The organism is Mycolicibacter sinensis, from assembly GCF_001667375.1.
Taxonomy (GTDB): Bacteria; Actinomycetota; Actinomycetes; order Mycobacteriales; family Mycobacteriaceae; genus Mycobacterium; species Mycobacterium sinense_A.
In genome coordinates this window covers 20,619-31,849 of the sequence record NZ_LZIN01000017.1, presented here as the reverse complement: position 1 = coordinate 31,849, position 11,231 = coordinate 20,619, and the positions used below count along the sequence as shown (strand labels likewise).

Genomic DNA, 11,231 nt, shown 5'->3' with positions numbered 1-11,231 from the left:
CCCGGCCGCCGTGACCACCTTGCCGGTGGCGCCCATCGCGCGGATGAGCCCGGTCTTCAGGCCGGCCCCCGACCCCGAGCCGATCTCCTCCTTCATCCGCGACACCACCAGCAGGTTGTAGTCCGAGCCGACGGCCAGCAGCACGATCACGCTCATCGCGATCACCAGCCACTGCAACTCGACGCCGAACACGTACTGCCACAACAGCACCGACAGCCCGAACGAGGAGGCCAGCGACAGCACCACGGTCCCGACGATCACGATCGAGGCGACCAGCGCCCGGGTGATCAGCAGCATCACCACGAAGATCAGGATGATGGCGGCGATCGCCGCGATCAGCAGGTCGTAGTGCGCGCCGGTCTGGATGTCGGCGTAGGTGGCCGCGGTGCCGCCCAGATAAAACTTCGCCTTGGCCAGCGGGGTGCCCTTGACGGCCTCCTTGGCGGCCTGCAGTTCGGCGTCGACGTGCGAGATGCCGTCGACGGTCGCCGGATCGGTGTCGTGGGTGATCAGGATGCGGGCCGCCTGGCCGTCCGGGGACATCATCAACTCCATCCCGCGCTGAAAGTCCGGGCTGTCGAAGGCCTCCGGCGGCAGGTAGAACATGTCGTCGTTGCGGGCGTCGTCGAAGACCTGGCCCATCACCGCGGCGGTGTCGGTCATCTGCTCGAGTTGGGTGACCACCTGGCTGAAGCTGCTGTGCATGGTCAGCATGAGATCGCGCATGTTGGTGGTGATGGCGATCAGCGGCTGGATCTGCGCGGCGATCTCCGGGGTGATGCCGTCGACCCGGTCCAGCTGATCGGCGAGCGCGGTGGTGTTCTCGGCCAGCTTGTCGAACCCGTCGGTGGCGTCGAACATCGACCGGAACGCGTTGCACACACCGATGTTGAAACAGTGCGGCTCCCAATAGAAATAGTTGCGCAGTGGCCGGACCTGGTCGTCGAAGTCGGCGATCCGGTCGCGCACCTCGGCCACGGTGCCTTCCATGTCATGGGTGGCCCGGTCGGTGCCGTGGGTGGCGTCGGACAACTGGACCGTCAGCCCGTGCAGCCGATCCATCACCGCGACCATCGAGGACAGTTGGTCGGCCATGGTCTGGGTGTCGTCGAGGCGCGCCTTGAGGAACTGCAGGTTCTCCCGCATCGTGACGCCCTGTGCACTGATCTGGAATGGCACCGACCCGTGTTCCATCGGCGGCCCGAGCGGGCGGGTGATGCTCTGCACCCGTTCGATGCCGGGAACCCGGAAGACGTTGCGGGCGACGCGATCCAGCACCAGCATGTCGCGCGGGTTGCGCATGTCGTGGTCGGCTTCGACCATCAGCATGTCGGGGTTCATCCGCGCCGAGCTGAAGTGCTTCTCCGCCGCGGCGTAGCCGATGTTGGACGGCACGTCGGAGGGGATGTAGTGCCGGTTGTCGTAGCTGGTCTGGTAGCCCGGCAGTACCAGAACGCCCACGGCGGCAACCGCGGCGGCGGCGGCCAGGATCGGTGCCGGCCAGCGCACCACGGCGGTCCCGACTTTGCGCCAGCCGCCGGTCTGGGTGGCCCGCTTGGGATCGAGCAGCCCGAACCGGGCGCTGACCGCGAGCACCGCCGGCGCGAAGGTCAGGCCCATTGCCAAGATGGTGAACATGCCCAGCGCGCACGGCACGGCCAGGGTGTTGAAGTAGTTCAGCCGGGTGAAATGCAGGCACAGCATCGCACCGGCGATGGTCAGCCCGGAACCCAGGATGACGTGGCTGACGCTGGACAGCGTTGTGCGCTGGGCGGTTTCGGGGTCTTCGCCCGCACCGCGGGCCTCGTGGTAGCGCCCGATCAAAAAGATCCAGTAGTCGGTGCCCGCCGCGATCGCCAGGGCGGTCAGGATGCTGACCACGAAGGTGGAGATCGCGAAGACATGCCAGTTGGCCAGCACCGCGATCAGCCCGCGGGCCACGCTCATCTCGGTGACGACGACCACCAGCCCGATCAGGGTGGTAGCGATCGACCGGTAGACCACCAGCAGCATCACCGTGATGACGGCCAGGGTGATCCCGGTCATTTTCACCATGGAGGCATCGCCGGCCTCGTTGGTGTCGGCGACCAAGGCGGCCTGGCCGGTGACGTAGGAGCGCAGGCCGGTCGGGGGATCGGAGTGCTCCACGATGTCGCGCACTGCGTCGACGGACGCGACGCCCTGGGCCGAGCCCTGGTTGCCGGCCAGGTGCACCTGCACGTAGGCGGCCCGACCGTCCTCGCTCTGCGAGCCCGCCGAGGTGACCCGGTCGCCCCAGAAGTCCTGCACGTGCTCGACGTGGGCGGTGTCGGCCTGCAGCGTCTGGACCAGCCGCACGTAGTAGTGGTGGGCGGCGCCGTCCTGGCCGCCCAGCGGCTCATCGCTTTCCAGCACGATCATCAGCACCGAATCGGAACCGAACTCGCCGAACTTCTCGCCGATGTGCTTCATCGCCATCACCGACGGCGCGTCCTGCGGCGAGAGTGAGACCGCGTTGCGCGCGCCGACGATCTCCAGCTGCGGCACCAGCAGGTTGGTCGCCGCGGCCGCGGCGAGCCAGAACAAGATGATCGGGACGGCCAGGGCACGGACCAGCCGCGGGTAGAGCGGCGCCTTGCCGCCCGGGCTGTGCTGACCGCTCACGCGGCCTTCACCACGCAGAATGTCGCCGCGCTGTGGCCGTCGCCCTGCTGCTCATCACGCAGGTCGCCGTTCACGGTGATTCGGCACCCCAGCGCGTCGCTGTCGCCCTGCGCCATGACATTGGCGAACACGCTGGGCTGCGTCGTGGTCAACGTCCGCGACCACGGCAGCGAGTCGAACGTCGCCTCCCGGGGCTGAGCGCGTTCGTCGACATAGCTGACCATCCCCGAGGTGTGTGGGGGGCCGTAGATCTCGTAGGTCACGTACTTCGGGACGGTCGACACGATCTCGCCGCCCGCGGCGGCGGCGGTGGCCGAGTGGTCGGCGCCGAAGACGCCGTGGAACCGGTAGATGACCAGTGCGCCCACGGCCGCGACCGGAACGATCACCAGCACGATCCACAGCCGCTCAAGGGGCGACCGGAGCTTTTGCAATGCGCTCATGGCGGCTAACCTTACGGTCATAAGGAAACGACTGTAAAGTTAGTTTGTGGCGGCTCACACCCGCGCAAGCGGTGTTGTCCAGCACGCAGCCGCCCGATGGCTAACGGTCGTTAGGATGATGACGTGCCCAGTCCCACTCGCCGGCGCAATTTACGAGGTCACGGCGCATTGCTGCGCGAGGAGATCCTGGCGGCGGCCGCCCGGGTGATCGACGGCGCCGATAGTGAGGGCGAGGTCTCGCTGCGGCGCATCGCCCGAGAAGCCGACATCGCAGCGCCATCGGTCTACGCGCACTTCGAGGATCGCGACCGGGTGCTCGAGGCCGTTGCCGAGTTGAGCTGGGTGCAGGTCTCCGAGGAGATCGCCGACCAGGTACAGGCGGCCACCGATCCACGCGAGCGCCTACTGATCGGCTGCCGGGTCTACGTGTCGTTCGCGCAACGCCATCCGCTGCGCTATGCGCTGATGACCCAGGACGGTCAAGCGCCGCCGGCCGCGCGCCAGGCGCTCGCCACCGTCACCCGGGCCTTGTTGGCCTGCCGTGGGCGACCGCCGGACGCTGCGCCTGACCCGGCTTCCGACCGGGTCGCGGCCGCGTTGTCGGTCGCCTTGCACGGCGTGGCGATGCTGCACCGCAGCGATGCACCGAACCTGTGGCTCAGCGATTTCAGCGCCGACGAGGTGATCCGCACTTTGGTCGATGCCGCCACCTTATTGCTCGCCGACGGGACACCGGCCTGAGCTCGCTGCCTGCGCCGACGAACGTCCAGCGGTTGCGAGCGCACGAGGCTCATGCCACCCTTCCGGATGTGATCGACCCCACACCGGACTCCACGAGCGCTCACAGCCTCTTCCCGGCTACCTTCCAGCAAGTCGCCCTAGATTCATCACCTGTCCACTTTGATGGTCACAAAATCCCCACGTGAGGTCGGATGACATGGAATTTGGAGCGATTCCGCCGGAGGTGCATTCCGGTCTGATGTACTCCGGTGCGGGGCCCGGGCCGCTGTTGGCCGCTGCCTCCGCCTGGCAGGCCCTCGCCGGCGAGTTGCACACCGCGGCCGCGGCCTACCGCTCGGTGATCGCCGATCTGGCCGGTATCTGGCACGGGCCGTCCGCGCTGACGATGGTCGCGGCGGTCACCCCGTATGCGGAGTGGATCGGCGTCACCGCCACCCGTGTCGAGCACGCCGCCGCCCAGGTGTCCTCGGCGGCCGCGGCGTACGAAGCGGCGTTCGCGGCACATGTTCCGCCGCCGGTGATCGCGGCCAACCGCAGCCTGCTGATGACCCTGGTGGCGACGAACCTGCTGGGCCAGAACACCCCGGCGATCGCGGCCACCGAGGCCCTCTACGCCGAGATGTGGGCCCAAGATGCCACCGCGATGTACGGCTACGCGGGTTCGGCCGCGTCCGCGACCCAGCTCAGCGTGTTCGACCCGGCGCCGGAAGCCGCCGATCTCGCCACCGATTCGTCCCAGCTGATCCCCGCGGCCGCGGCGGCCGCGGGGCGGACCGCCTCGGCCGCGCCGTCGAGGGCCTCGCAGCTGCTGTCGGCGGTGCCCAGGACGCTGACCGACCTCACCGCGTCTCCGGCGCAGGCGGCACCCGGTGATATCGGGTCCGGCATCGGGGATATCGCCAAGTTCCTGGGCGACCTGACGGGGCCGTACTCGCCGCTGGGTCACCTCGCCAACCTCGGCAGCGGCTGGCTGATCGCCGGGCAGCTCGTGGGTTTGGCCCAGAATCCGCCCGGCGTGGCCAGCCTGCTCAGCGGTCCGGCCCCGATCACCGGCGCCCTGGGGCCGCTGTCGGGCGGCTACATCTCCTACCAGGCGCCGCTCTCGGCCGGTGCCACCACCGTGGCGGCCAGCACCGGACAGGCGAGTCTGGTCGGGTCGCTGTCGGTGCCGGCGAGCTGGTCCACCGCGGCGCCGGCCGGCAAGGCAATGCCGGCGATGCTGTCCAGCAGTTCGGTCGCTTCGAGCGCTTCGGCGTTCGCCGTCGAGGGCTCCTCGAGTGCGATGTTCAACGAGATGGCGCTGTCGAGCCTGGCCGGTCGCGCCGTCGCCGGCACCGCGGTGCAGTCCGTCGCCGGCGGTGCCACCCGGGTGATCGACAAGGCGCCCGACACCGAGGCGCTGACCACCGCCACCATCCTGGTCATCCCGGTGCCCGAGGACGGAGCCACACCGTGATCGATTTCGCGCTGATCCCCCCGGAGGTCACCTCCGGGCAGATGTACGCCGGCCCAGGCTCCGAATCGCTGCTGGCCGCGGCCACCGCGTGGGAGGGGCTGGCCGCCGAACTGCACGCCGCGACGGCCTCCTACCGTGCCGTGCTCACCTCCCTGATCGCCGAATCGTGGATCGGGACCTCGGCGACCGCCATGATCGCCGCGGCGACGCCCTTCGTGGACTGGATGTCGACCGCCGCCGCGCAGGCCACCCAGACTGCGGTCCAGGCCGGGGCCGCGGCGAGCGCATTCGAGGTCGCGCTGGCCGCCGTGGTGCCGCCACCGGTGATCGCGGCCAACCGCAGCATTCGGGCCGCGCTGCTGGCGTCGAACACCTTCGGGCAGAACACCGCGGCGATCGCGGCCGCCGACACCCAGTACGCGCAGATGTGGGCGCAGGACGCGGCGGCAATGTTCCAGTACCAGGCCGCCGCGGCGTCGGCCACCCGGTTGACGCCGCTCGCCGCGCCGCCGCAGACCACCAATTCGGCCGCCGGCCAGAGCGGGCCGGGACTCGCCGCGGCCGGGGACGCGTCGGAGGTCGCCGGCCTCTACGAGGGCCTGTTCGGCGCGCTCGGCGGGGTCATGAAGTTCGGCGGCCTCGGCAACGTCGTGCTCAGCGGACCCAACTTCGGCATGGTGCAGTTGAAGACGTTCTACAAGCCGCAGTCGTTGCTGGCCGAGGTCCCCAAGTCGGCGCTGGGGGCCGGGCTGGGCGGAAGCGGGATGAACGCACTCGGCGCAGGATTGGGCGGCGGGCCAAAGCCGGCTTCCGGAGGCGTCGTCCGGCCGGTGACGGCCGGCGTGGGCACCGCACCGTCGGTCGGGGCGCTGTCGGTGCCCCAGGGCTGGGCCACCGCAACGCCCGCCATCCGGCTGGCCGCCACCGCACTGCCGGCGGCCGGTGCCGGCGTGGCACCGATGGCCGGTGTGGGCGGGCTGCTCAACCCCGCCGCGTTGGGCGCCCTGACCGGCGGCGCGCTGGGCGCTCCCGGCTCGCAGCTGATCAACGGCGCCAATATCCGCGGGTCCGCCGGCAAAGGCGGTAAAGGACAGGCCCCGGTTCAGCTCGACCGCGTCATCGCCCAGTTGCAGAAGCAGAAGGACACGGTCCAGCATTGGCAGATCGACGAGGCCGGACTGGATGACCTCCTCGAGGAACTGTCGAAGAAGCCCGGTTTCCACGCGGTGCACCTGAAAAAAGCCGCCAAGGAGGCCGGGGCCGCCGGCTCCGTCGCAGCGACGACAGCACTCCCGTGAGACCGCTACTGGCGCTGGCCGTTGCGGCCGGCCTCGGCCTGGCCGGGGCCGCTCCCGGGAACGCCGACCCCGAACCGGGCAGCCAGCCCGAGGATGCCGGCGCGGTCCACAATGCGGCCTTCCTGGAGTCGCTGCGCGCGGCCGGGATCACCTACAGCAGCACCAGTCAGGCGATCGAGGCCGCCCGCGCGGTCTGCGGCCTGGTTGACCGGGGCGAACCCGCGTTGCAGGTGATCACCGATTTGAAGGCCAACAATCCGGGGTTCACCACCGACGGCGCGGCGCAGTTCGCCGCCATCGCGGCGCACACCTATTGCCCGCACCAGCTGATCAAGAAGTGACGGTCGGCTATCCGCCGCTGGGAGCGGGTGAGGGAGCGGCCGGCCGGGGCTGCGGCACGAAGCCCTTCAGCACGTCGGGCAGGCCCGCCGACTGCTGCGGCACCGGAGCGCAGGTGGGCGGGCATTCGGTCAGTTGCCAGGGCGCGCAGCGGTCGGTCCGGAATGTGGTGTCGCTGGGCTCGATCAGCACCACCTGCGATTTCTTGGTCATCGCGCTGTCGACGACCTTGTCGCCGCTGTTCCGGCGCCAGTAGCAGGCGTTGCCGTCGCGAGGACCGTCGGAGCGGTAGGTCCCCGGCAGGATGTCGGTTCCGACGGTAAAGGTGCCGTCGGTGTCGATCACCTGTTTGGGGGCGGGTGGCGGAGTCGGCTCGGCCGCGGCGAAGCCCGTGCCGGCCCAAGCCGCGGCGAGCGTGACAGCCACCGCCCCGGCGAACTTCCTCGGTCTCATACCAGGCGAGGGTACCGACCAGTGGAGACTTACGGCTTGACGCCGACGGTGATCAGATCCGACACCAGCAGCGTCCAGGCCGGCCGCGCCACCCGGTGCTGGTCGGCGACGGTGAACCCGGCGTCGGTGAACAGCGTGCGCATCTCGGCCGGCGTCGGCTGGTGCGCGGGATTCCACCGGCCGCCCAGCAGCCGGCGCAGTGGAATGGGGTGGCGGGGGCTCAGCGCGGTCACCGCGGCCATCCCGCCGGGCGCCAGCACCCGGTAGAACTCCCGGACCGCTGCCGGCTGGTCGAAGAAGTGGAACGCCGAGCTGGTCACCACCGCGTCGAGGGTCCCGTCGTCGAACGGCAGGCGCTCGGCGGGGCCGGTCAGCCACCGCACCCGCGCCGAGCGCGCGCGGGCCTCGTTGAGCATCCCGGCAGACATGTCCACCCCGTAGACGGCTTCGGGGGACAGTTCCCGCTCGATGCGGTCGGCGAGAATGCCGGTCCCGCAGGCGATGTCGGCGACCCGGGCCGGCTGATGGGCCCGCAGCGCCGCGATCAGCTCGTCCTGGGCCGGGCGGTAGACCCAGCGCTGCAGGAACCGGGCGTCATAGGCCGGAGCGGCAAAGGTCCAGAATCGGGTGACGGCGTTGTTGAACCCACGGTGCGGTCTCGGAGTTGCCACGGCGTGAAATCTACCGCCGAGCCGATCAGGGAGCGTCGATGAGAGGCTGTAGCCATGACCGTCTGCTACCGGCACCCCGACCGGGCCACCGCGCTGCGCTGCACCCGGTGTGGGCGCTACATCTGCGGCGACTGCATGCGCGACGCCGCCGTCGGACAGCACTGCGTGGACTGTGCGCAGGAGGGCGCCGCGCAGCGCCGGACCCGCCCGCTGGTCCGGGGCGCCTCGGGGGCACCGGTGGTCAGCTATGGGCTGATCGCCTTGAACGTGCTGGCCTTCATCGGGCAGATGTCGTCGGCCCAGCTGGACTCCGAGCTGGTGCTGTGGTCACCGGCGGTGGCCGACGGGCAGATCTACCGCCTGCTGACCTCGGCGTTCCTGCACTACGGTGCGATGCACCTGCTGCTGAACATGTGGGCGCTGTATGTGGTGGGCCCGTCGTTGGAGGGCCTACTCGGCCGGGCACGGTTCAGCGCGCTGTACCTGCTCAGCGCGCTGGGCGGCTCGGTCACGGTCTATCTGCTGGCGCCGCTGACCACCGCCACCGCCGGCGCCTCGGGCGCCATCTTCGGTCTGTTCGGCGCGACGCTGATCGTCGGCCGACGACTGCGGATGGACGTCGGCTGGGTCGTCGCCGTCATTGTGATCAACCTGGTCTTCACCTTCACCATCCCCCGGATCAGCTGGCAGGGGCACCTCGGCGGCCTGATCACCGGGCTGCTGGTGGCGTTCGCCTACGTCTATCCCGCACCGGCGCACCGCAACCGGGTCCAGGCGCTGGTCAGCATCGCGCTGCTGGCGTTGTTCGTCGCGCTGATCTGGTGGCGCACTGCCGAATTGGTCGCGTGACCTCAAGCGTGTCCTCCCGTTAGGACGCCTGCTCGCCCCCTAAGCTTTCGGTGGTCCACCAGCGAGAGGATCGACCAATCGGCGCCAACGGCGACCAGGATGAGATGAGTCGACCGGCCGGGAGCCGGACTCGCCGGGCCACCTCGATGCGCACCTCGGGCAAATCCCGCTGGGTTGCGCCGGCCCCGCGTGCCGCCCGGCTGGCCACGGCACGCGCCGCGGACCGGGTTCGGCGCGACCGGCGACGGCCGGGCATTCACGCCCTCGACGGGCTGCGGGCGATAGCCGTTGCGCTGGTGCTGGCCGACCACGGCGGCGTCCCCGGGGTGTCGGGCGGGTTCATCGGCGTCGACCTGTTCTTCGTCCTGAGCGGATTCCTGATCACCTCGCTGCTGATCGACGAGCTGCACCGGACCGGACGGATCGACCTCGGCGGGTTCTGGATCCGCCGCGGCCGGCGGCTGCTACCCGCCCTGGTCCTGATGGTGCTGACCGTCGCAATCGCCCACGAACTGCTGCCCTCCGACGCCGTGGTGGGCCTGCGCGAGGATGCGATCGCCGCGTTCTTCTGGGTGGCCAACTGGCGGTTCGTCGCCCAGCACACCGACTACTTCACCGAGGCGGGCACTCCGTCGCCGCTGCAGCACACCTGGTCGCTGGGCGTCGAGGAGCAGTACTACTTCCTCTGGCCGCTGCTGCTCATCGCGATCGCCCTGCTGCTGGCGTTTCGCGCCGGTCGCCGCGGCAGCCTGGCCACCGTCGGCGGGGTGCGACTGACCGTTTTCCTGCTGGCCAGCGCAGGCGCCGCAGTGTCGGCGACAGCGGCCGAGGTGCTGGCCTCTGATGCCACCCGCGACCGGGTCTACTTCGGCACCGACACCCGGGCACAGGCGCTGCTGATCGGCGCCGCCGCGGCGGCGCTGCTGGTGGGGGACTGGCCCGCGCTGACCGCCGGCTGGTCGGTGGTCCGCACCGGCTGGGGACGCTGGGTCGCGCGGCTGCTGCCGCTGGCCGGGCTGGCCCTGCTGGCGGTGGCCGCGCACCGCGCCACCGGCAGTGCCGCGGAGTTCCGGGGCGGGCTGCTGACCCTGGTCGCCGTCGCCGCGATCGCGGTGATCGCGCCGGTTGCGCTGCATCAGAGCGGGCTGGTGGCCCGCGCGCTGGCCTGGGCCCCGCTGGTGTGGCTGGGGACCATCTCCTACGGCATCTACCTGTGGCACTGGCCGATCTTTTTGGTGCTCAACGGCGAGCGCACCGGGTGGTCGGGAGGGGCGTTGCTGGCCGCGCGATGCGCCGTCACCGTGGGTGTGGCGGCGGTGTCGTGGTGGGTCATCGAGGAGCCGATCCGCCACTGGCGGCCGGCGCAGGTGTCACTGCTGCCGCTCGGGGCGGCCGTGAGCGCCACCGCGGTGGCGCTCACGGTGTTCGTGGTCCCGGTCGTCGAGCGGCCCACCGCCGAGACCGGCCTGACCCCGGACATCGCGGCGGCCGCGGCGGTGTCACCGTCACCGCCGGCCCGCACCCGTCCGGCGCCGGTGCGCCACGACCCCCACCGGCCGCGCACCGTCTCGGTGTTCGGCGACTCGATCGGCTGGACGGTGATGCACTACCTGCCGCCAACCCCGGGCTACGACTTCATCGACCACACCGTCGTCGGCTGCAGCATCGTGCGGGCCGGGCCGTACCGCTGGGCCGGCAAGACCATCGAGCAGGGGTCGGAGTGCGACGGGTGGCCGGCCCGATGGGCCCGGCAGGTCAGGGCCGACCGGCCCGACGTGGTGCTGCTGTTCGCCGGCCGCTGGGAGACCGTGGACCGGGTCAACGAAGGCCAGTGGACCCATATCGGCGACCCGACCTTCGATGCCTACCTGACCGCGGAACTTCGGCACGCCCTGGACGTTTTGCAGGCCGCCGGCAGCCGGGTGGTGGTGACCACCGTGCCCTACAGCCGCTACGGCGAGCGGCCCGACGGCAAGCTGTGGCCCGAAGACGACCCCAAGCGCGTCGACCGCTGGAACGCGCTGCTGCGCCGGGTGGTCGCCGGACGCGACGCCGTGTCGGTGATGGACCTGAACAAGAAACTCGGGCCGAACGGCACCTACACCGCCAAGGTCGACGGCATCAAGGTGCGCAGCGACGGTATTCACCTCACGCCCGACGGGGTGAAGTGGCTGCTGCCGTGGCTGGAGGAATCGATCAGCTGATGTGGCGGGGCACTCCCCGCTACCCGCACTGCGCGCAACGTCACAGGGCCGCCACCTGCAGGAATAAACTTAGTTTTGCTAACGTAGTATCTATCGGCGCAGCGCCGCGCCCCTTCGCAAACCACTTCCGCGCG

Annotated in this window: 10 protein-coding genes; 6 read left to right on the top strand and 4 right to left on the bottom strand. The window is 70.3% G+C overall.

What is annotated here, in order from left to right; translation table 11 throughout:
• Nucleotides 1-2,643, bottom strand: a 2,643-nt coding sequence (locus A5771_RS03350) for an RND family transporter (RefSeq protein ID WP_064853783.1), incomplete at its 3' end; no start/stop codon positions are given.
• On the bottom strand, nucleotides 2,640-3,086 hold the full coding sequence (locus A5771_RS03345; protein ID WP_064853782.1) for an MmpS family transport accessory protein: 447 nt from the start codon (nucleotides 3,084-3,086) through the stop codon (nucleotides 2,640-2,642). The genes A5771_RS03350 and A5771_RS03345, both read right to left, overlap by 4 nt.
• A gap of 123 nt (nucleotides 3,087-3,209) precedes the next feature.
• Between A5771_RS03345 and A5771_RS03340 the strand changes: the two genes are divergently transcribed.
• The 4 genes from A5771_RS03340 (at nucleotide 3,210) to A5771_RS03325 (ending at nucleotide 6,922) form a co-directional block, all read left to right on the top strand.
• A complete protein-coding gene (locus A5771_RS03340) occupies nucleotides 3,210-3,827 on the top strand; it encodes a TetR/AcrR family transcriptional regulator (RefSeq protein ID WP_234782925.1) in 618 nt (205 codons plus the stop codon).
• Nucleotides 3,828-4,023: 196 nt separating this feature from the next.
• Nucleotides 4,024-5,283 (top strand): PPE family protein, encoded by a 1,260-nt coding sequence (locus A5771_RS03335; RefSeq protein WP_064853780.1) that lies wholly within the window; start codon nucleotides 4,024-4,026, stop codon nucleotides 5,281-5,283.
• Nucleotides 5,283-6,581 (top strand): PPE family protein, encoded by a 1,299-nt coding sequence (locus tag A5771_RS03330; RefSeq protein ID WP_064853788.1) that lies wholly within the window; start codon nucleotides 5,283-5,285, stop codon nucleotides 6,579-6,581. Before A5771_RS03335 ends, A5771_RS03330 begins: the two co-directional genes overlap by 1 nt.
• Nucleotides 6,578-6,922 carry a DUF732 domain-containing protein gene (locus tag A5771_RS03325; protein WP_064853779.1) on the top strand — a complete coding sequence of 115 codons (345 nt, stop codon included), beginning with the start codon at nucleotides 6,578-6,580 and terminating at the stop codon, nucleotides 6,920-6,922. Before A5771_RS03330 ends, A5771_RS03325 begins: the two co-directional genes overlap by 4 nt.
• A 7-nt stretch (nucleotides 6,923-6,929) precedes the next feature.
• Here the strand turns inward: A5771_RS03325 and A5771_RS03320 are convergent, their stop codons facing one another.
• A complete protein-coding gene (locus A5771_RS03320; RefSeq protein ID WP_064853778.1) occupies nucleotides 6,930-7,373 on the bottom strand; it encodes a hypothetical protein in 444 nt (147 codons plus the stop codon).
• 29 nt (nucleotides 7,374-7,402) lie between these two features.
• The gene (locus A5771_RS03315) at nucleotides 7,403-8,044 is read right to left on the bottom strand and encodes a class I SAM-dependent methyltransferase (protein ID WP_064853777.1); all 642 of its coding nucleotides are present in this window, start codon (nucleotides 8,042-8,044) and stop codon (nucleotides 7,403-7,405) included.
• Between the two features lie 54 nt (nucleotides 8,045-8,098).
• On the opposite strand from A5771_RS03315, the gene A5771_RS03310 reads away from it, so the two are divergent.
• Together A5771_RS03310 and A5771_RS03305 are read left to right on the top strand one after the other, a co-directional pair.
• A complete protein-coding gene (locus tag A5771_RS03310) occupies nucleotides 8,099-8,893 on the top strand; it encodes a rhomboid family intramembrane serine protease (protein WP_064853776.1) in 795 nt (264 codons plus the stop codon).
• 146 nt (nucleotides 8,894-9,039) lie between these two features.
• Nucleotides 9,040-11,097, top strand: coding sequence for an acyltransferase family protein (locus A5771_RS03305; protein WP_109401008.1), 2,058 nt, complete (start codon nucleotides 9,040-9,042; stop codon nucleotides 11,095-11,097).
• Nucleotides 11,098-11,231: the final 134 nt, after the last annotated feature.

Bases quoted from the DNA above. Each gene is read 5' to 3' on its own strand.
- A5771_RS03305 (WP_109401008.1), top strand. From the start codon at position 9,040: ATGCGCACCTCGGGCAAATCCCGCTGGGTTGCGCCGGCCCCGCGTGCC.
- A5771_RS03335 (WP_064853780.1), top strand. From the start codon at position 4,024: ATGGAATTTGGAGCGATTCCGCCGGAGGTGCATTCCGGTCTGATGTAC.
- A5771_RS03320 (WP_064853778.1), bottom strand. From the start codon at position 7,373: ATGAGACCGAGGAAGTTCGCCGGGGCGGTGGCTGTCACGCTCGCCGCG.
- A5771_RS03345 (WP_064853782.1), bottom strand. From the start codon at position 3,086: ATGAGCGCATTGCAAAAGCTCCGGTCGCCCCTTGAGCGGCTGTGGATC.
- A5771_RS03310 (WP_064853776.1), top strand. From the start codon at position 8,099: ATGACCGTCTGCTACCGGCACCCCGACCGGGCCACCGCGCTGCGCTGC.